This is a genomic window from Streptomyces sp. NPDC048297, from assembly GCF_043201585.1.
GTDB lineage: Bacteria > Actinomycetota > Actinomycetes > Streptomycetales > Streptomycetaceae > Streptomyces.
This window is the reverse complement of the sequence record NZ_JBICZA010000009.1, coordinates 215,613-234,655: the sequence shown is the minus strand read 5'-3', so window position 1 is coordinate 234,655 and position 19,043 is coordinate 215,613. Positions and strand designations below refer to the sequence as shown.

Annotated in this window: 23 protein-coding genes; 13 read left to right on the top strand and 10 right to left on the bottom strand. The window is 71.5% G+C overall.

What is annotated here, in order from left to right; genetic code table 11:
* The first annotated feature begins 39 nt into the window (after nt 1-39).
* Entirely contained in the window at nt 40-420 is a 381-nt protein-coding gene (locus tag ACGFYV_RS13005; protein WP_393878419.1) for a tetratricopeptide repeat protein, read from the top strand.
* A 53-nt stretch (nt 421-473) separates the two neighbouring features.
* Here ACGFYV_RS13005 and ACGFYV_RS13000 read toward each other — a convergent pair whose 3' ends face one another.
* Nucleotides 474-776 (bottom strand): DUF6343 family protein, encoded by a 303-nt coding sequence (locus tag ACGFYV_RS13000; protein WP_393878418.1) that lies wholly within the window; start codon nt 774-776, stop codon nt 474-476.
* A gap of 77 nt (nt 777-853) precedes the next feature.
* Between ACGFYV_RS13000 and ACGFYV_RS12995 the strand changes: the two genes are divergently transcribed.
* The 3 genes from ACGFYV_RS12995 (at nt 854) to ACGFYV_RS12985 (ending at nt 3,197) form a co-directional block, all read left to right on the top strand.
* Nucleotides 854-1,885 carry an acyltransferase domain-containing protein gene (locus ACGFYV_RS12995; RefSeq protein ID WP_393878417.1) on the top strand — a complete coding sequence of 344 codons (1,032 nt, stop codon included), beginning with the start codon at nt 854-856 and terminating at the stop codon, nt 1,883-1,885.
* 49 nt (nt 1,886-1,934) lie between these two features.
* A complete protein-coding gene (locus ACGFYV_RS12990; RefSeq protein WP_393878416.1) occupies nt 1,935-2,627 on the top strand; it encodes a class I SAM-dependent methyltransferase in 693 nt (230 codons plus the stop codon).
* A gap of 93 nt (nt 2,628-2,720) precedes the next feature.
* The gene (locus tag ACGFYV_RS12985; protein WP_393878415.1) at nt 2,721-3,197 is read left to right on the top strand and encodes a DoxX family protein; all 477 of its coding nucleotides are present in this window, start codon (nt 2,721-2,723) and stop codon (nt 3,195-3,197) included.
* A 270-nt stretch (nt 3,198-3,467) separates the two neighbouring features.
* Here ACGFYV_RS12985 and ACGFYV_RS12980 read toward each other — a convergent pair whose 3' ends face one another.
* A complete protein-coding gene (locus tag ACGFYV_RS12980; RefSeq protein ID WP_393878414.1) occupies nt 3,468-4,175 on the bottom strand; it encodes an RNA-binding S4 domain-containing protein in 708 nt (235 codons plus the stop codon).
* 97 nt (nt 4,176-4,272) lie between these two features.
* Here ACGFYV_RS12980 and ACGFYV_RS12975 point away from each other — a divergent pair, with 97 nt between their 5' ends.
* Nucleotides 4,273-5,010 (top strand): uracil-DNA glycosylase, encoded by a 738-nt coding sequence (locus tag ACGFYV_RS12975; protein WP_393878413.1) that lies wholly within the window; start codon nt 4,273-4,275, stop codon nt 5,008-5,010.
* A gap of 14 nt (nt 5,011-5,024) precedes the next feature.
* On the opposite strand, the gene ACGFYV_RS12970 is transcribed toward ACGFYV_RS12975, so the two are convergent.
* Nucleotides 5,025-5,708, bottom strand: coding sequence for a GntR family transcriptional regulator (locus ACGFYV_RS12970; RefSeq protein ID WP_393878412.1), 684 nt, complete (start codon nt 5,706-5,708; stop codon nt 5,025-5,027).
* A 151-nt stretch (nt 5,709-5,859) separates the two neighbouring features.
* Between ACGFYV_RS12970 and ACGFYV_RS12965 the strand changes: the two genes are divergently transcribed.
* Nucleotides 5,860-7,320: an NCS1 family nucleobase:cation symporter-1 gene (locus ACGFYV_RS12965; RefSeq protein ID WP_393878411.1), complete on the top strand. Its 1,461-nt coding sequence runs from the start codon at nt 5,860-5,862 to the stop codon at nt 7,318-7,320.
* A 5-nt stretch (nt 7,321-7,325) separates the two neighbouring features.
* A complete protein-coding gene (locus ACGFYV_RS12960; protein ID WP_393878410.1) occupies nt 7,326-8,048 on the top strand; it encodes an aspartate/glutamate racemase family protein in 723 nt (240 codons plus the stop codon).
* A gap of 218 nt (nt 8,049-8,266) precedes the next feature.
* Here ACGFYV_RS12960 and ACGFYV_RS12955 read toward each other — a convergent pair whose 3' ends face one another.
* A complete protein-coding gene (locus tag ACGFYV_RS12955) occupies nt 8,267-8,719 on the bottom strand; it encodes a GNAT family N-acetyltransferase (RefSeq protein ID WP_393878409.1) in 453 nt (150 codons plus the stop codon).
* A 446-nt stretch (nt 8,720-9,165) separates the two neighbouring features.
* Between ACGFYV_RS12955 and ACGFYV_RS12950 the strand changes: the two genes are divergently transcribed.
* Together ACGFYV_RS12950 and ACGFYV_RS12945 are read left to right on the top strand one after the other, a co-directional pair.
* Nucleotides 9,166-9,810, top strand: coding sequence for a DUF899 domain-containing protein (locus ACGFYV_RS12950; protein ID WP_393878408.1), 645 nt, complete (start codon nt 9,166-9,168; stop codon nt 9,808-9,810).
* 212 nt (nt 9,811-10,022) lie between these two features.
* Complete coding sequence (locus tag ACGFYV_RS12945; protein ID WP_393878407.1) at nt 10,023-10,199, top strand: hypothetical protein; 177 nt, start codon at nt 10,023-10,025, stop codon at nt 10,197-10,199.
* 69 nt (nt 10,200-10,268) lie between these two features.
* Here ACGFYV_RS12945 and ACGFYV_RS12940 read toward each other — a convergent pair whose 3' ends face one another.
* Nucleotides 10,269-10,670, bottom strand: a complete 402-nt coding sequence (locus ACGFYV_RS12940; RefSeq protein ID WP_393878442.1) for a hypothetical protein — start codon at nt 10,668-10,670, stop codon at nt 10,269-10,271.
* 227 nt (nt 10,671-10,897) lie between these two features.
* The gene (locus ACGFYV_RS12935; RefSeq protein ID WP_393878406.1) at nt 10,898-11,563 is read right to left on the bottom strand and encodes an ATP-binding protein; all 666 of its coding nucleotides are present in this window, start codon (nt 11,561-11,563) and stop codon (nt 10,898-10,900) included.
* Between the two features lie 220 nt (nt 11,564-11,783).
* On the opposite strand from ACGFYV_RS12935, the gene ACGFYV_RS12930 reads away from it, so the two are divergent.
* A complete protein-coding gene (locus ACGFYV_RS12930; protein ID WP_393878405.1) occupies nt 11,784-12,644 on the top strand; it encodes a helix-turn-helix domain-containing protein in 861 nt (286 codons plus the stop codon).
* Nucleotides 12,645-12,899, top strand: coding sequence for a DUF397 domain-containing protein (locus tag ACGFYV_RS12925; protein ID WP_393878404.1), 255 nt, complete (start codon nt 12,645-12,647; stop codon nt 12,897-12,899).
* Nucleotides 12,900-13,084: 185 nt separating this feature from the next.
* On the opposite strand, the gene ACGFYV_RS12920 is transcribed toward ACGFYV_RS12925, so the two are convergent.
* The gene (locus ACGFYV_RS12920) at nt 13,085-14,512 is read right to left on the bottom strand and encodes a PLP-dependent aminotransferase family protein (RefSeq protein WP_393878403.1); all 1,428 of its coding nucleotides are present in this window, start codon (nt 14,510-14,512) and stop codon (nt 13,085-13,087) included.
* Between the two features lie 47 nt (nt 14,513-14,559).
* Here ACGFYV_RS12920 and ACGFYV_RS12915 point away from each other — a divergent pair, with 47 nt between their 5' ends.
* Nucleotides 14,560-15,138, top strand: coding sequence for a carboxymuconolactone decarboxylase family protein (locus tag ACGFYV_RS12915; RefSeq protein ID WP_393878402.1), 579 nt, complete (start codon nt 14,560-14,562; stop codon nt 15,136-15,138).
* Between the two features lie 79 nt (nt 15,139-15,217).
* On the opposite strand, the gene ACGFYV_RS12910 is transcribed toward ACGFYV_RS12915, so the two are convergent.
* The 3 genes from ACGFYV_RS12910 to ACGFYV_RS12900 all read right to left on the bottom strand — a co-directional run bounded on the left by ACGFYV_RS12910 (nt 15,218) and on the right by ACGFYV_RS12900 (nt 18,153).
* Nucleotides 15,218-16,705: a glutamate synthase subunit beta gene (locus ACGFYV_RS12910; RefSeq protein WP_393878401.1), complete on the bottom strand. Its 1,488-nt coding sequence runs from the start codon at nt 16,703-16,705 to the stop codon at nt 15,218-15,220.
* Between the two features lie 140 nt (nt 16,706-16,845).
* Complete coding sequence (locus ACGFYV_RS12905; RefSeq protein WP_393878441.1) at nt 16,846-17,325, bottom strand: DUF1772 domain-containing protein; 480 nt, start codon at nt 17,323-17,325, stop codon at nt 16,846-16,848.
* Between the two features lie 129 nt (nt 17,326-17,454).
* Nucleotides 17,455-18,153, bottom strand: a complete 699-nt coding sequence (locus ACGFYV_RS12900; RefSeq protein WP_393878400.1) for a DUF2293 domain-containing protein — start codon at nt 18,151-18,153, stop codon at nt 17,455-17,457.
* A 206-nt stretch (nt 18,154-18,359) separates the two neighbouring features.
* On the opposite strand from ACGFYV_RS12900, the gene ACGFYV_RS12895 reads away from it, so the two are divergent.
* Complete coding sequence (locus tag ACGFYV_RS12895; protein WP_393878399.1) at nt 18,360-18,992, top strand: uridine kinase; 633 nt, start codon at nt 18,360-18,362, stop codon at nt 18,990-18,992.
* The last annotated feature ends 51 nt before the right edge of the window (nt 18,993-19,043 follow it).

Below are 19,043 nucleotides of genomic sequence, written 5' to 3'. Positions count from 1 at the left end.
CATGGCGTTGAACCGGCGCAGTGAGGGAAGGACTTTGCCGTGCCCGAGACCAGCGGTTCGACCGGCCGCACTCCGGAGACCGACGTCATCGACTTCCGCGCAGCCGAGCAACTGCTCAACGCGCGGGACCCGCGGGGTGCGGTGAAGCTGCTCGACGAGGTCATCGCCGTCCACCCCGAGAACACCGCGGCCCGTCTGCTCCGTGCGCGCGCCTTCTTCGCGGCGGCCCAACTGCGGCCCGCCGAACTCGAGTTCACGATCGTGCTGGAGCGCGAGCCGGACAACGCGTTCGCGCACTTCGCGCTCGCCCGCACCTACGAGCGTCAGGGCCGGACCGGTCAGGCGAGACGCCACTTCCGGCTGGCCGCCGCGCTCGACCCCAACCCGGAGTACCTGAAGGCGGCCCGGTTCGACTCGTGAGCGTCTTCTGAGTGACTCCTGAGCGGCTCCTGAATCAGGGGTTGGCTCCTGAATCAGGGGTGGCGGTGCCGCGGCGGCCGTGGGGTCCGGGGGAAGGGCGGACCGTCCGGCGGTGGGTACGGCGGTACGTTCCGGCCCGGCTGGTAGTGCGGGCCCTGCCGGATGTGCCGCAGGACCATGGCCATGTCGATCGTGGCCACCAGCCACAGCACGCCGCAGGCGGCCGCCCAGCCGGGGCGTCCGACGAGCGCGAAGGCGGCCGTGCCGAAAATCGCCCAGACCACGCCCCAGACGCTCAGCCACAACCGCGCCCGCAGTGCACTGCGCGCGGTCGCCGGCTCACTACCCGTACGCATCGGATCTCCGCTCCTCCTTGCAACGTACTCTTCGTCGGGGACGCTCACCAACAACGTGCGCCGAAGGGGGATGCGCCGTGCTGCCGGACGCCGACGACCTGCCCGAACTGCTCCTCGACCTGGCCGTACCGCACGAGGACATCAACGAGCTGGTCGCGCTGCGGCGCACGGTGGCCGGGGACCCGGGCCTGCTCAGGCTCCTCGCCGAGTGCGCCGAGGAAGTGCTGCGGGACCCGGACGAGCCGGGCCGTACACCTGACCTCGACGCACGGCTCGCCTCGGTGCCCGCCGCGCTGGAGCACACCTTCGCCGTGTTCGTCTTCCTCGCCGTGCTCCCGCACACCCGCGCGCGGCACCGGGAACGCGGTATCCCCTCCGAGATCTCCCGGCGCACCCTCGCCGACCTGGGGCGGCAGCTGGCGGTGCACCGCCGGCGGCACGGCAGGGCGGGGGTGCAGTCGTGGCGCTGGCTCGCCCATCACTTCCGCGGTGAGCTGTACCAACTGGGGCGGCTGCAGTTCGAGCGTGCGCGGCTCGGGCAGCGCTCGTCCGCGGCGATGCGCGCCGCCGGCCTGCACGCGACACCCGGCACGCCCTGCCTGAACCTGCACATCCCCGACTTCCACGGACCGCTGACACCCTCCGCCTGCGACCGGTCGCTGGAACTGGCCCGGCAGTTCTTCACCGCGCACTTCCCGCAGGAGCGGCCGGTGGCCGCCATGTGCCACTCCTGGCTGCTCGACGCGCAGTTGAAGCGGTACCTGGCGGCGCGGTCCAACATCGTCCGGTTCCAGGAGCGGTTCCGCGTCGTCCGTGAGGAGACCGAGCCCGCCGACACCGAACCCGTCCAGTTCGTCTTCGGGGACCCCGACCTGCCCGTCGCGGAGCTCCCGCGGCGCACGACGGTGGAGCGGGCCGTCGGTGACCATCTGCGGGCCGGCGGACACTGGTACATCGGGCACGGCTGGTTCCCGCTCCACGAGTGGTTCCGCTCCCCGGATGGTGCCCACTCCACGGATGGTGCCCACTCCACGGCTGGTTCCCGCTCCATGGATGGTTCCCGCTCCATGGATGGTTCCCGTTCCGGGCCGATTAGCTCGAACGAATGAACCGGGGGCGGATGGGAACGGCCGTGCGGAGGCGGTCCGTTGTTCGGGCATGACGGTCGAAATGCGTGAGGGATACGAGGGAAAGGGCCCCGGGGCGATCACCCCGGACGGCTGCGCGGTCGAGCTGTACACACGCCTTCCGGTGTGGGACGAGCCGGACGTCATCGCCGCGGCCGTGCCCGTCGGGGCACACATCCTGGAACTGGGCAGCGGAGTGGGCCGGGTGACCCATCCTCTGCTGGAGCGCGGCTTCACGGTCACGGCGGTCGACGAGTCCGCGCAGATGCTCGCCCGCGTCCGCGGGGCGCGCACGATATGCGGCCCCATCGAGGACCTGGACCTGGGCGAGCGGTTCGACGTCGTCATGCTGGCGTCGTTCCTCGTCCACAGCGGCGACGTCGAGGTGCGCCGGGGCATGCTGCGCACCTGCGCCCGGCACGTGGCGAAGGGCGGCTGCGTGCTCATCCAGCGGGAGGGAGCGGACTACCACGCGGAGGTACCCAGAGAGCGGGTCGACCCGGGCGGCTTCACCGTCCGGATCGCGTCCTCGGAGCCGGTCGGTGACGGGGTGAACTCGGTGCGGGCCGAGTACGTGTTCCCGGACGCGGTCTGGACCCAGACGTTCCGGAGCCGGCCACTGACGAAGGAACAGTTCGAGGAGGCACTCGCGGAGGCGGGACTTGAGGTGGACACGTATCTGACACCGGACGGGATCTGGGTGAGGGCGATTCCGATGGCGTGAACGCGATGAGTTCTCGGGGTCCGGCCGGTCTATCACGGTGAAAGCAACCGGGACCGCTTCCTCCCGGACCGCCCGACCTTCTTAAGGAACCTCATGTCCGAGACCACCGCCTCCACCCCCGTCACCACCGCCGCAGCCTCCCGCGCGGGCGCGGGCACGACCTCCCCGTCGACCCGCGGCCGCGTCGCCCGGATCGCGCTGCGCACGGTGCAGGTGCTGCTCGCCCTGTTCTTCGGGATCGCGAGCGCGCTGCCCAAGCTCATCGCGCATCCGTCGGCGGTCGAGTCCTTCGACAAGATGGGCTGGGGCAGCGCGGGCATGTACACCATAGGCGCGCTCGAACTGGCCGGCGCGATCGCGCTGTTGGTGCCGGTCCTCCAGTCGGTGTCGGCGCTGGCGCTGAGCGCGCTCATGGTGGGCGCGTTCATCGTCCAGCTCACCGCCTTCGACGGCCAGAACGCCGCGACCCCGCTGATCCTCATGGTGCCGCTCACCCTGATCGCCTGGGCCCGCCGCGGCCACAACGCCGACCTGCTGCGTCTGGTGCGGGGCGGGGGACACGGGGCGTGAGCTCCGCGGGGCACCGCGGGTGACGTCGGCCGGGCGCGGGGGCTCGGTCGGCGTTGCTCGTGTGGGTGTGGGTGTGGGTGTGGGTGTGGGTGTCGGCAGGGCTGGCTTGCCGGTGCCGGTGGCTGTTGCTCGTGGGCATTGGCTCGGGGCGGGGCCGCGCCTTCGGGGGGCGTGCCGTCGTAGGTGGGCCAGTGTCCTCGGGGGCGCCCGGTCGGCCTGCCGAAGCCGCAGGATCTACGGAGATTGCCGGGGCTCCTGGGGCTCCCCGGGTTACCTAGCGGAGCTGCCCGGATCGCCAGGGTTGCCCTGACGGCCTCGGCCGCCCGGTGCACCCCGGCCACCTCGGTCACTCGGTGCACCCGGACCGCCTCGGCCACCCAGCGCACCCGGGCCGCTCCGGCCACCCGGTGTGCCCGGAGCGCCGAGGCCACGCAGGCGTTCCAGCTCGCGGCGGTCCCGTTTGGTGGGGCGGCCGGTGCCGCGGTCGCGGAGGCCGGCGGGGGCCGTGGCCTCACGGGGCGGGGGCGGAGGGGAGTTGTCGATGTAGCACTGGGCGGCGACCGGGGCGCCGACCCGCTTGCGGATCAGGCGCTTGACGATCACGATCCGTTCCCGGCCCTCGTGCCTGAGGCGCACCTCGTCGCCGATGTGCAGGGAGTGGGCGGCCTTCACCCGCTCGCCGTTGACGTGGACGTGGCCGCCCCGGCAGGCGGTGGCGCCCAGGGAACGGGTCTTGACCAGGCGGACGGCCCAGATCCAGCTGTCGATCCGCACCGTCTCACCGGCCGCCGCGCCGGCGGCCTCGGCAGCGGCCACCGCCGCGGCGATCTTCGGGTCGACCGACTGGGCGTCGGGCTGGGTGTCGGGCTGGGCGTCGGCGGCTCCGGAGCCCTCGGCGTCCGGGGCGGCGGCGGTGTCGTCCGGGCCGTCGGTGTCACGGTTCACGTTCTCGTCAGCGTCTTCGGGAGCCACAGCCATACCGCCGACCCTAACGCGCCGGGGCGGTGGATCCGGACGCGTTTTTCCCGTCCGTTTCCCGCCCGCTCGCCTCTCCGAGCGGGCATACCGTGGCCGTATGGACGACAGCAGTGCCCTGGCGCGGCTCGACCGGAGTATCGCGGGATGCCGGGCCTGCCCCCGCCTCGTCGAGTGGCGGGAGGAGGTGGCCCGGACCAAGCGGGCCGCGTTCTCCGACTGGACGTACTGGGGGCGGCCGGTGCCCGGCTTCGGGCCGACCGATGCCCGGCTGCTGATCATCGGGCTGGCCCCGGCCGCGCACGGAGGCAACCGCACGGGCCGCATGTTCACCGGCGACCGTTCCGGAGACGTGCTCTACCAGGCGCTGTACGACGTGGGGCTGGCCTCGCGGCCCACCTCCGTCAGCGCCGACGACGGCCTGGAACTGTACGGCGTGCGGGTCACCGCGCCCGTGCACTGCGCTCCGCCCGCCAACAAGCCCACCCCGGGCGAACGCGACACCTGCCGCTCCTGGCTGGTGCGGGAACTGGAGTTGCTGCGTCCGACGCTCAGGGCCGCCGTGGTCCTCGGCGCCTTCGGCTGGCAGGCGGCGCTGCCCGCGTTCGCTGAGGCGGGCTGGGCCGTGCCCCGCCCCCGCCCGGCCTTCGCCCACGGCGCGCGCGTCACCCTCTCAGGTGGTCCAGATGCCCCTGAGGCCCCTGAGGGTCCCGCCGGGCTGGACCTGTTCGGCTGCTTCCACGTCAGCCAGCGCAACACCTTCACCGGCCGGCTCACCCCCGAGATGCTGCGCGACGTCCTGCGCACGGCGGCACACGCGGCCGGCCTGCTGCCGTAGCCGGGGCAGAGCCTTCAGAGGGCCTCGGCGTCCTCACCGAACAGGTGGCGAACCGTCGAGCGATAGTTGGCGCGTACGTGCTCCAGCGTGTGGTCGCGGGCGCGGTCCGGGTCGCCGGAGGCGATGGCGTCGTACAAGTCGCGGTGCTCGGTGAGGAGTTGGGGCCACTCCTCGTTCTGCCGGGTGAGCCAGCGCAGGCGGCCGTCGACGGGTTCCATGACCGAGGCGAGCAGGCTGTTGCCGGCCATGGCCAGGATGCGGTTGTGGAAGCGGGTGTTGATGTCCGTGATCGCCTCGGCCTCGCCGGCCTTCGTCGCCGTCGCCGCCTCGTCCAGCAGCCCGCGCAGCTCCGCCAGGTCCTCGGGTGTCGCCCGGCTCGCGGCCAGTCCGGACGCGTAGACCTCCAACGCCTCGCGCAGCTCGAAGAGTTCCTTGACGTCGGCCGGGGTCAGCCGGCGCACGACCGTGCGGCGCGCCGACTCGAAGAGGACGAAGCCCTCGGTGACGAGGGCGCGGATCGCCTCCCGCACCGGCACTCGGGAGACATTGAACCGCTCGGCCAGTTCCCGCTCGACGAGCCGTTCACCAGGGCCGAGGCGGCCCGCGATGATGTCCTGCCGCAGGGTGGCCAGGACACGCTCGCGCACTGCGCCGAGGGGTTCGGACTTGGCCGTCGATGGGCTCGTCGTGGGGCTCATGAGGTTCATCTTCGCCGAACCGGGCGTGCTTTTACGGGGAAGTAACCGCGACGACATCGGTCCAGGCTCTTGACGGCGGGAGGATGAAGCAGTTTGGTATACCAAACAAACGGCCGCCGTCCCCCCGTCCCTACGCTCAGGGAGGCTCCCCGTGTCTCTAGCCGACCGCGCCGAAGCCGCAGGTGTCACAGAGTTCGTCCCCGACCCGCGCCTCACCAACGAGGACCTCGCCCCCGCCAAGGAGCGGAACTGGAAGGTCTTCGACCTGTTCGCCATGTGGATGTCCGACGTCCACAACCTCGGCAACTACACCTTCGCCGCAGGCCTGTTCGTCCTCGGCATGAACGTCTGGCAGATCTTCACCTCCCTGCTGGCCGGCTTCGTGGTGATCTTCATCGGCATGAACTGGATGGGCCGGATCGGTCAGCGCCACGGCGTGCCCTTCCCCGTCGTCAGCCGCATCAGCTTCGGTATCTGGGGTGCCAACATCCCGGCGCTGATCAGGGCCGTGATCGCCATCATGTGGTACGGCATCCAGACCTACCTGGCCTCCGTCGCCGTCAACGTGATGCTGCTGGCGGCCTGGCCCGGCCTGGAGTCGATGACGCACAACTCCTTCCTCGGCCTGGACTCCCTCGGCTGGATCTCCTTCCTCTCCCTCTGGGTGATCCAGGCGCTGATCATCAGCCGGGGCATGGAATCGGTGCGCAAGTTCCAGGACTTCTGCGGCCCCGCGATCTGGCTCGTGATGATCGCGCTGGCCATCTGGGTCCTGGCCAAGGCCCACTGGAGCATCTCCCTCACCTCCACCCCGCACCCGGTCTCCACCGGTGAGCAGTGGCGGCAGTGGTTCGGCGCGATCGGCCTGATCATCGCCACCTACGGCACCCTGATGCTCAACTTCTGCGACTTCTCCCGCTTCGCGCCCGACTACAAGTCCGTGCGGCGCGGCAACTTCTGGGGCCTGCCCATCAACTCGACCGCCTTCGTCGTCGTCTCCGTCATCGTCACGGCCGGCTCGCTGAAGGTCTTCGGTGAGGCCATCACCGACCCGGCCGAACTGGTCGCCAAGGTCGGCAACACCTGGGTGCTGGTGGTCGCCGCGCTGACGTTCGCCGTCGCCACAATGGGCGTCAACATCGTCGCCAACTTCGTCTCACCGGCGTACGACCTGGCCAACGTCTGGCCGCAGAAGATCACCTTCAAGGTCGGCGGCATGATCAGCACGGTCGCCGCGCTGGTCGTCACCCCGTGGAACCTCTTCTCCAACCCGACGGTGGTCAACTACTTCCTCGGCGGCCTCGGCGCCTTCCTGGGCCCGCTGTTCGGCGTGATCATGGTCGACTACTACGCGATCAAGCGAGGCAAGGTGAACGTGGACGAACTCTTCGACGCCGGCCCCGGCGCCCGCTACCACTACACCAAGGGCGTCAACCCCAAGGCGTTGTGGGCGTTCCTGCCCTCCGCCGGGGTCGCCGCGGTGCTGGCGCTGGTGAAGACGTTCAGCGACGTGGCGCCGTACTCCTGGTTCATCGGCACGGCGATGGCCGCCGGGCTGTACCTGGTGCTGTGCCGCGACGAGCGGGCCCGTACGGCAGGGACGGAGGTCTGACGGACGTGCGGATCGTCGTCACCAACTGCAACACCACGCGGGAGATGACCGAGGAGATCCTCCGTGGTGCGCGGGCCGCCGCCGCTCCGGGCACCACCGTGGCCGGACTCACCCCCGCCTGGGGCCCGGCGTCGGCCGAGGGGTGGCTCGACAGCTACCTCTCCGCGGCCGCCGTCCTCGACACTCTGCGCACCTACGACGGGCCGCCGTACGATGCCGTCGTCATGGCCGGCTTCGGCGAGCACGGACGAGAAGGCGTACGGGAGTTGGTCGACGTGCCCGTGGTCGACATCACCGAGGCCGCCGCCCACCTCGCCTGCCTCCTCGGACGGCGCTACGGCGTCGTCACCACCCTCGACCGGTCGTGCGGCCAGATCGAGGACAGCCTGGAGACCGCCGGCGTGGCCCGCAACTGCGCCGTCGTCACCGGCACCGGTCTTGGCGTCCTCGACCTCGCCGACGACCCGGCACGCACCGAGGCCGCCTTCCTCTCCGCCGCCGAACGAGCCCGCGAGGCCGGCGCCGAGGTCCTGGTGCTGGGCTGCGCGGGGATGACGGGACTGCAGCAGGCGGTGGGTCAGAAGCTCGGGCTCCCGGTCGTCGACGGGGTCGGCGCGGCCGTGAAACTCGCGGAGTCCCTGGTCGCGCTGGGGCTGAAGACGAGCCGCGCGGGCGGGTACGCGAAGCCGCTGCCGAAGACGCGGACGTGGGGGAGACCGGCGGGGTGAGCCGCGCCCCGCGGGACCTCGCCCCGTACGGTCCCGGGGCCCCGCGCTCTCAAGGCCGCACGGTCCAGAGGCCCAGCGGTCTCAAGGCAGCCGTACGGCCTTGAGGTCCCGCCGTCTCAAGGCAGCCGTACGGCCTTGAGGTCCCGCCGTCTCAAGGCAGCCGTACGGCCTTGAGGTCCCGCCGTCTCAAGGCCCTACGACCTTGATGCCCTGCCGTCTCAAGGCCGCCACACGTACCGCACGTCCGGCTCCCGCTCCTCGTTCCCGCTGCCGTCCGTGTGCTCGGCGGCGACGAATCCGTGGCGCTCGTAGAACCGGTGGGCGGGCTTGTTGACCTGGAAGGTCCACAGGTTCAGCCCACCGGGACTGCGCTCCTTGGCCAGCGCGACGAACCGGTCACCGATACCGCGCCCCCTCCACTCAGGGTGCAGATAGAGCTGCGACAGCAGATCCCCGGCGAGCACCATCATGCCCACGACGCCGCCGTCCGCCTGCGCGACCCACGTCTCCCGCGCCGGCACCACGACGTCCCGGATGTACGCGCGCACCTCGTCGTCGGTGCGCGGCCGGACGACCGTCGGCAGTGCGGCGGTGAACGACCGCAGCCAGACATCGGCGACAGCGGCGGCATCCGGGCCGGCCGCCCGGCGCAGCACGGCGGGGGCCGTCACCGGCCGCCCTTCCACTCCGGCATCACACACACTGCAGGAACCTCCCCATGTCGTCGGGACCTGGCCGTTCTCCTGCCCGGGTGACCACCTGCCCGGCCCACCCGCCCGCACGGGCCCAGTCCCCCACGTGATCATCCGGCTCCTCGCGAACGACCGCATCCCATTTTCCGGCGCGAGAGCCGTGACCGAAAGAGATTCGCTCTCCGGGGGCCCACGTGGCGTCGCCTGATCGGTCGCGGAACGATCACGCCGCCCGTACGGGCGGCCGTACCGCAGTGGCGACCGCGCCCCGCGGCTGCCTCAAGTTCGCCTGGCCCGACACCACTCCGGTACGGGCCCTGCGGGCGATCCTCCGGAGAACCTGGAAAAAATTCTCGGCGCGCGGCGATGAGTTTCGCCCGCCCCGGCGGTCAGCACCCAGAACGGACCGTAGGACAGGAGGGCCCATGTCGCTTCCGGAGATCGTCTCGCGTGAGCAGTGGCGGGCGGCGCGCGAGAAGTTACTGCGCAAGGAGGAGGCGGTCAGCCGGGCGCAGGAGGTGCTCAGCGCCGACCGGCGGCAGTTGCCCATGGTGGAGGTCGACCCCGAGTACATCTTCGAGGGCGGCGACGGCAAGGCCACCCTCCTCGACCTCTTCGAGGGCCGGGCCCAGCTGATCGTCCACCACTTCATGTTCGCGCCGCAGTGGGTGGCCGGCTGCCCCTGCTGCTCGGCCTTCCTCGACCAGGTCGGCCACCTGGCCCATCTGCGTGCCCGCAACACCGCCTTCGCGGCCGTCTCGCAGGCACCGTTCACCCGGATCCTGCCGTTCAAGGCGCGCATGGGCTGGACCGTGCCCTGGTACTCCTCCTGCCACGGCGACTTCAACCGCGACTTCGAGGCCACCGTGGAGCGGGACGGGGAGCAGGTCGAGCGCCCCGGACTCAGCTGCTTCCTCCGCGAGCGCGACCAGGTCTTCCACACCTACTCGGTGTACGACGACGGGCTGGACGGCCTCGGCACCGTCGCCGGGCTGCTGGACCTGACCGCGCTCGGCCGGCGCCCGTACGGCAGCGACCGCCTCCGGTTCCACGACGAGTACGAGAATTGACGGCAAGTACGGGAACGGACGACGAGTACGAGAACTGACACGGAACGTGCGGTTACGGTCACATTACGTCCCGCTCGTTTCGCCACGTGAACGAAACATCACGATCCGCGATGAACAGGTGTCGACTACGTCTCAGTCGGGTCACTGAACGGGGCGTCACCCCACTCCAGGGCGTTAACTCCAATAAGTACGACGCCAACTGGAGGTGCGAGATGGTGAACGGGCGAAAGGTGCTCGAGCGCTTTCCCGCCGGCGGACCGCGTGGATCGTGGCCCGCGGAGGAGTTCGCCTATGCGCGGCGGCTCGAAGGGCTGCCCGCCGAGGTCGTGATGGACCTCGCGACGGACACGTTCCTGGTGATCGTCCGGGGTGGTGACGCCGTCGAGTGAGACGGCCCGCCCGCTTTCGAGGTCCCTCCCGCTTTTGAGGTATCGACCGCTTTGGAGGTCGGCGCGCCGTTACGCGGAGAGGGAGCTGGACCAGTCCGGGGTCGTGCCGGTCACCCGGCACAGGGCCAGGTACAGGGGGATCGGCGGGGTGTAGGGGATCGTGCCCTCCGGGCGGTGGATCAGCCGGGCGGCATGGGGGACCAGGGCGCCGGGGGCGTAGTGGGCGGGGGCCGGCCAGGGCAGGGCGTAGTCGGAGTCCGACGGAACGATCCACCACCAGCGCGCGCCGTCGGTGTACACACACCCCACCCGGGGCAGGCGCGGAACGATCTGCTGCCCGATCCGGTCCGGCACGGCCACCGCGTCACAGCCGAGCGGCGCGGTCATGCCCTCGGGCACCGACAGCCGCAGGGGCGCCGGGTCCGGCGTGCGACGGCGGCGTCCGAGGCGGACCAGGGTGTCCAGGCCCATCGAGACTCCAGGGCCGCCGCCCGTCGCCCCTCCGGAGGCACCGGTACCGCCGAGGATGTTGCCGAGGGCGCCGCCGAGGCGGGCTCGGCCGGAGGCGACGCCACCGTGGCCGGAGTCGCCGGCGCTGCTCGTCCGGATGCGGCCGAAGCCGTCGGCACTGTTCACGTACGCCCTTCCGAAGCCGTCGGACCTGCTCACGTGCGCCCCTGCGAAGTCGCCGGCACCGCTCACGCCCGGTCCTGTCCGGGCTCGTGCGCTTCCGGAGTCGCTGGGGTCGACGGGGCCGCCCGAGCCCCGTGCCGGGATTCCGTCGGTTCCCCCTCGCCCGGTCCGCGCGAGGTGCCCGGCTTGGGACGCGCGCCCCAGCCCAGGTCGTTGCGCGGCTCGGCCATGTCCTGGGCCGTGTCGGTCTGCCGGGCCAGTTCGGCCCAGACCAGCAGCCCCGGCCCCTGCTCATGGGCGCCCCAGGCCCGGCACAGCGTGTCGATGAGAAGCAATCCCCTCCCGTGCTCCTCGTCGGGCCGCTGGGCGGCCGGGTGAGGTTCGCCGGGCGCACAGCCCTCGTCGCGCACGGCTATGCGGACCATGTCGTCGTGGTCGTGCAGCTCGCACACCACACGACTGCTCGCGGTGTGCACGATGGCGTTGGTGACCAACTCGGTGATGACCAGGGCCGCGTCGTCACACGTGTCGGCGCACACCGACCAGCCGGCCAACCGGGCACGCGTCAGGCGTCTCGCCTGTGCGGGAGAACCCGGGTGTGCGGCCAGCTCGAAGCGGAATCGGCGCTCGGCACCGTCCCCACCAGGGGAATCTGCCGTTGCCGTACCGAGACGGGAACGGTCTGCGACGGCCTCTGTTCCTAAGGGCGCGGACGGAATCACGCTTGCCACTATCTCCCCGCCGTGAACACTTGGCAAGTGTCACTCTGAAAAGTGCAGAGTGCTGTGTGACTCGGTCAAGGACCGTGGCACACTGCTCGCAACAGCACGTCGAGCGGCGCCAATTGGGACTGCCGTCGATCCGGGCCGGATCTTCGGGCAAGTCTTCGAACGGCGCCGCAGGGCTGTCGGGATTCTTTTGCCGGATTGGTCTGTCAGTTGGAGGTGCGACGTGAGCGAACCACGGTCCGCGCCGACCGTGGGCCAGGTGGTCCTCGGCCGCCGTCTGTTGGACCTGCGGGAGCGCGCCGGGCTCAAGCGTGAGGACGCCGCCCGTGTCCTGCGCGTCGCCCCCGCCACCGTCCGGCGCATGGAGATGGCCGAGGTCTCCCTGAAGATCCCGTACCTGCAACTCCTGCTGAAGGCCTACGGCGTCTGCGACGACGAGGCCGACCTCTTCGTGCAGCTCGCCGAGGACGCCAACAAGCCGGGCTGGTGGCAGCGGTTCCACGACATCCTGCCGGGCTGGTTCTCCATGTACGTCAGCCTGGAGGGCGCCGCCTCCCTCATCCGCTCCTACGAGCCGCACTTCGTCCCCGGCCTGCTCCAGACCGAGGACTACGCGCGTGGCGTGCTCCGGTCCGGCGCCGTCGGCCAGACGAGCCCCGACGACATCGAGCGTCATGTCGCCCTGCGCATGCAGCGTCAGGAACTCCTCACCCGCCCCGACGCCCCCCGTTTCTGGGTGGTGATGGACGAGACCGCCCTGCGCCGCGCGATCGGCGGTCCCGAGGTGATGCGCGCACAGATCGACAAACTCCTCGAGGTCGCGAAGCTGCCCCATGTGACGCTCCAGGTCGCACCGTTCGCCAACGGGCCGCACCCGGGGACGTACGGGCCCTTCGTGCTCTTCCGGTTCGCCGTGTCGGAACTGCCCGACATGGTCTACAGCGAGTACCTGACCGGCGCCGTCTATCTGGACGCGCGCTCCGAGGTGGCGACCCACCTGGAGGTCATGGACCGCATGGCGGCGCAGGCCGCTACGGCACAACGCACGAAGGAGATCCTGCGGGATCTCCGCAAGGAGCTGTGAATGAACCACATCACGCCACGCAGTCGCGTCTACAACGGCATGCCCGCGCGGGAGCTGGGCAGCGTCGGCTGGCACAAGCCCTGGAGCGGTGGCAACGGCGGCAACTGCCTGGAGGCGATGAAGCTGTCCGACGGACGGATCGCCGTACGCCAGTCCACCGACCCGGACGGCCCGGCGCTGATCTACACCACGGACGAGATGACCGCCTTCATCGAGGGCGCGAAGGCGGGGGAGGCGGACTTCCTGCTCTCCTGACCGGACCGGCTTGTTTTTACTTCTTGCTCAGCCTTCTTCGCCGACCTCTTCTCCCGACCTCTTCACCTCTTCACCTTCTCACTCAGCCTTTCCGCCCGACCTCTTCTCCAGACCTCCCTTCTCCAGCCCTCTCCGCTCGACCTCCATGTCCGTCAGAAGCCGCCCTGGAAGCCGTGCGGGCGCCGTCACCGCGGTGGCAGCACTCCGCACAGTGCCTCCAGGGCGGCTGTGTAAGCGTGTTCGGGCGGGGTGGCGTACCCGACCACCAGGCCGTCCGCCGGCGGCATGTCCGTCGCCGGGTGCCGGAAGGCGGCGAGGCCGTCCAGGGCGACACCCTGCCAGGCGGCGGCCTTCACCGTGGACCGCTCGGTGCCGGGCGGCAGCCGCAGCACGGCGTGCAGCCCGGCCGCGACACCGGTCGCCTCGATGTGCGGCGCGTGGGCGGCGAGCGCCGCGACCAGGCGGTCACGACGGCGCCGGTAGTGCTGCCGCATCCGCCGCACATGACGGTCGTACGATCCCGAGACCACGAAGTCCGCGAGCGCGAGCTGCTCCGGCACGCTCGCCCACGCCTCCCGCTCGCCCTTGACCGCGAGTACGGGCTCGACATACCGCTCCGGCAGGACCATCCAGCCCAGGCGCAGCGCCGGCGACAGGCTCTTGCTGACCGAGCCGATGTGGATCACCCGCTCGGGATCGAGACCCTGGAGCGCGCCGACGGGCTTGCGGTCGTACCGGAACTCACCGTCGTAGTCGTCCTCCAGAACCACCGTCCCACGCGCGCGTGCCCAGTCGATCACCGCGGCCCGCCGCTCCGGATGCAGCGGACCCCCGGTCGGGAACTGGTGCGCGGGCGTGAGCAGCACCGCCCGCTCCCGCCCCAGCTCCGCCACGCTCGCCCCGTGCTCGTCCAGCGGAAGCGGCACGGTCCGTACGCCGGCCGCCGCGAGCAAGCCCCGGTGGAAACCCAGCCCGTACGCCTCCACGGCCAGCGGGCCGCGCAGCACACCGCCGCCCGGCCCGCCCTGTCCGAACAGCAGCCGCACCGCGTGCGCGAAGCCCGAGCAGACGACGATCCGGTCGGGTGTGGTGCGCACGCCCCGCGCGCGTGCGAGGTACTCCGTGAGCGCCTCGCGCAACTCGCGCCGCCCGGCGGGATCCCCCGGCCCGAAGGCCTCGTTCGGCGCCGCCTGCAGAGCCCTGCGATACGCGGCCGACCAGGCGGCTCGCGGGAAGGCCGAGGCGTCCGGCGTGCCCTGCCTGAGGTCGTGCCGCGGCCCACGCGCGCGTGCGGGGCTCTTCCTGGGCACCCGCTCGGCGGGCCGCAGTGGCCGCGCACGGTCCGCGACCCGGGTGCCCGAGCCCTGGCGGGCGGTCAGCCAGCCCTCCGCGACCAGTTCCGCGTACGCGTCGGCGACCGTGTTCCGGGCCACGCCCAGGTCCGCGGCGAGCGAGCGGTACGGCGGCAGCCGCGTGCCGGGCGCCAACCGGCCGTCGCGCACGGCCTCGCGCAACACCCGGATCAACGCGGCCCGCCGCCCGCCCTGCCCGGTCAGATCCAGATGCAGGTCGGCCCCGATCCGCTCCGCCGAATTGACCCACGAATCCACCATGAAAATGCACCCTACAGCCGGTCTTTCCGGGTCATAGGTTGAAGCACATGACGACGAACACGACGAGCACGACGAACACGATGAGCACGATGAACACCACGCACGCGCCCGACACCACGCCCCCCGCCGCCATCACCGCCGCCGCGATCGCCGGGGCCGAGACCCGGCCCGCCCGCACGCGCCTGGACTTCGCGAAGTCCGCCCCGAAGGTCTTCCGCGCCCTCATCGGCTTCGACGCCGCCGCCCGCACGGGCCTCGACCCCGCGCTGGTCGAACTGATCCAGATCCGCGCCTCCCACCTCAACCACTGCGCCTACTGCCTCCACATGCACACCAACGACGCCCGCAAGGCCGGCGAGAGCGAGGACCGGCTGCACATGGTCGCCGTCTGGCGCGAGGCCCGGCACTTCTTCACCCCGAAGGAGCAGGCGGCCCTCGCCCTGACCGAAGCGGTCACCCTCGTTGCCGACGCGGGCGTACCCGACGACGTCTACGCCCGCGCGGCCACCCAGTTCGACGACGAGGAACTGGCCCACGTCCTCGCCCTGATCCTCACGATCAACACCTGGAACCGGGTGGCCCTCGCCACGGGCAAGATCGCGGGAACGGACGAGAGGAAGAACTGACAGCCGACCGTCACGCCCTCACGACGACCTCACGGCCTCACGCCCATACGGGGCCATACGGCCTCACGACCTCGCGCCGTCACACGGCCATCGGACGGTCGTACGGCGATATCGGCGCCGGCAGCACCGAACGTCCCGTCAGATAGTGGTCGACGGCCGCGGCCACCGCCCGTCCCTCCGCGATCGCCCACACGATGAGCGACTGCCCGCGGGCCGCGTCCCCGGCCGCGAACACCCCGGGCACGTTCGTCGCGAAGCCACGGTCCCGGGAGATCGTGCCGCGAGGCTCCAGCCGCAGCCCCAGCTGATCGATGATCCCGTCCTCCCGATCGGGCCCGGAGAAACCGAGCGCGAGCAGGACGAGGTCGGCGGGCAGCGTCTGCCCGCTGCCCGACACCGGCTGACGCCGCTCGTCGACCTCGACCAGATGCAGCGACCGCACATGCCCCCTTTCGTCCCCGTCGAAGTGCAGCGTGGACGCCGCGAACAAGCGCGCGTCCGCGTGCGCCTCGGGAGCCGTCCGCAGGTCCCGCGCCTCCTCGTGAGCCGCCGACAGCCGGTAGATCTTCGGGTACGTCGGCCACGGCTCGGCCTCGTCGTCCCGCTCGGCGCCCGGCTGCGCGTAGATGTCCAGCTGCGTCACGGACGCGGCCCCCTCCCGCACGGCCGTCCCCAGACAGTCCGCCCCGGTGTCCCCACCCCCCACGATCACCACGTGCCTGCCCGCCGCCGACAGCGGCGAGACCTCCAGATCCCCCTCACACACCCGGTTGGACAGCGGCAGATACTCCATCGCCTGGTGTATCCCGTTCAACTCCCGACCCGGCACCGGAAGTTCCCGCCACGCCGTGGCACCTGTGGCGATCACCACGGCGTCGTACCGCGCCCGCAGCTCCGTCGCCGGCACGTCCCGTCCGACCACCGTCGACGTACGAAACCGTGTCCCCTCCGCCCGCATCTGCTCCAGCCGGCTCTCCAGGTGCCGCTTCTCCATCTTGAACTCGGGGATGCCGTACCGCATCAGCCCGCCGATCCGGTCGTCCCTCTCGTACACGGCCACCGTGTGCCCGGCCCGCGTCAGCTGCTGCGCGGCGGCGAGCCCGGTCGGCCCCGAGCCGATCACCGCGACGGTCTTCCCGGTCAGACGGTCCGGCGGCCGGGGCGGGACGAAGCCCTCCTCCCAGGCCCGGTCGGCGATCGCACACTCGACGTTCTTGATGGTGACGGCCGGCTGGTTGATCGCGAGCACACACCCCGCCTCGCACGGCGCCGGACACAGTCGCCCCGTGAACTCGGGAAAATTGTTCGTGGCATGCAGCCGGTCACTCGCCGCCAGCCAGTCCTCCCGCGACACCAGGTCGTTCCACTCGGGGATCAGATTGCCCAGCGGGCACGCGTCGTGGCAGAACGGGATGCCGCAGTCCATGCACCGGTCCGCCTGCTTGCTGATGATGGGCAGCAGCGCGCCCGGGACGTACACCTCGTCCCAGTCCCGGACCCGTTCCTCGACGGGCCGCCGCGGCCACTCCTGGCGCGGCGTGTTCATGAACCCCTTGGGATCGGCCATGGTCGGCTACCTCGCGTACGCAAACCGGGGCACTGCGCTCACGCCGGGCTGTACGTCATCGGGCGGCACCCTTTTCGCCACGATACGTCGCCGCTGTCACCTGCGCAGAATGGCGACCGGCGCCCCGGGGGAGAGGACAATCAGGTCAGGGCGACCACGTACGCGAGGGCGGCGGCTGCGGAGGCGACGGTCCGGACGTGGTTCCAGAAGGTCCACTCGCGCACGTACGCCGGCCAGAACTCGGCCGCCTCCGCGGTGCCCGGCGTCATCCGGGCCAGCCTGTCGTTGCGCGGCACGTTCGCGACCAGGGTCAGCCCGAAGGACCCGAACACATACAGCGCGCTGCCCAGCAGCAGTGCCGCCTTCCCGTCGGCCGGCCACACCACGAACGTCACCACCGCGACTATCGCGCACAGCACCGCCGTACCGCTGAACACCAGCATGAAGGCAGGCGTCACCGCGGCCACGTTGATCGCGTTCATCGCCGCCACGCCCTGCGCGGGCGGCAGCGAGGCCAGGCCCCGCATCACGAACGTTGAGAACGCGCAGAAGACGCCCGCCACCAGCCCGGTCCCCAGGACCCCCAGCACCGCCAACACGAAGAACGGCCCCTCGACCATCTCCACACCCCGCTTCCATGTCGCCCGATCACCCCACAACGCCTCACTCCGAGTGAACCCCAAACCCCGGCCCCTGCCCATGCCCGAGAACCGCCACTCCATACGCCGGCGTCCACCACCCCCGCCCCCTCACCCGGCGTCGGCCATCTCCCCCCACCCCCACCCCCGCAGCACGCCCTCCACGACCTCCGCGATCCGCCGCCGCGCCTCGTACCGGTGCAGGCCGGTCATCAGCAGCTGGTCGTACGACGTGTCCACATGCCGCACGGACGCCACGACCGCCGAGATCACCGCCCCCTCCGACAACGCCCGCCCCGCCGCACTGCGCCCCACCCGCCCACTGCCCCGCGCGGACGCGTGCGCCGCGATCTCCCGGGCCCGCTCCGCCGGGCACCCGGGAAACAGCCGCCGGATCTCGGCCGCGAACGCTGCGGCGAAACGCTCGTCCTCCGCCTCCCTGCGCCTCGCGTCCCGCACCCGCCGGCGATGTCGGGCCTCCGCGTCCGCCAGGCACCGCGCCTCGGCCCGCGCCAGGGCGTCCTCCTCCACCAGCACGCCCTGCCGTTCGTACCGGCTCCGGCGCCGGTTGTACCGCACCACCACCGCCGACAACGTGCCCTCCTCCCGCGACCGCCGGGTCAGCGCGGTGTCGCCACGCGGCAGGAACACCAGGTGCCCCAGATCCGCGCAGTCGAGGCAGCGCGGCGCCCCGTCCTCCAGCATGAGCAGCGACAGCGGCCCACGCCGGCACCCGGCACAGCGCTTGCGCCGCAACGGCTGGACGACGACAAGTCCGCCGGGGAAGAGGGAAGTTGCGAGTCGTGCCATACGCGCTTCATTCCCCGTCCCCACCCACCGCTCCCACCCCGGCCCACGCCGCCTTCTCGCTCCCGCCGAGCCACCTTCCCGCCTTCCGCCGAGCCACCTTTCTCTCCCTCCGCCGAGTCACCGTCTCGCTCCCGCCGAGCCACCTGTGCGTCGGCAGCCGAGAGCCCCCCGCCCCGGTCTCCGATGTCACCCGGCATCATGGGCCCGTGCGACTCGAAGCGATCACCTGGGACCGGCTGGCCGAGCTGCTGGCCGACCGGCTCGTCGGGCTGGCACCGGCCGACGGCGGTGCCTGGACCCGTGTGGGCTTCGACGGTGCGCCTGCCGCACGCCCCGGAGACCTGGCCGAGCGCGTCGCCGAGGCGCTGCGCGTGCGCGGCCGGCCGTCGCTCGTCGTCGGCTCCGAGGGCTTCGTGCGCCCCGCCTCACTGCGCCTGGAACACGGGCGGCGGGACGTGGAGTCGTACTACAGCGGCTGGTTCGACACGAACGCCCTCTGGCGCGAGGTCTTCGGCCCGCTCGACCCCGGAGGCGACGGCCGTGTCCTGCCCGACCTGTGGGACCCGGCCACCGACCGCGCCACCCGCAGCGCCTACGTCCAGCTGCCACCCGGCGGGATCCTGCTGCTGCACGGCCCCCTCCTTCTGGGCCACTGGTTCCCCTTCGACCTGACCGTCCACGTCCTCCTCTCTCCTGGCGCCCTGCGCCGCCGTACCCCCGAGACCGACCACTGGACGCTCGCCGCCTTCGAGCGCTACGAGGCCGAGAACGACCCCGCCGCCACGGCCGACGTGCTGGTCCGCGCCGACGACCCACGGCACCCCGCCTGGAACGGCTGAGCCGAGCCGCCCGTCCCCTCCTCCGCGAGCTGCCGGCCCTCCCGGCGCAAC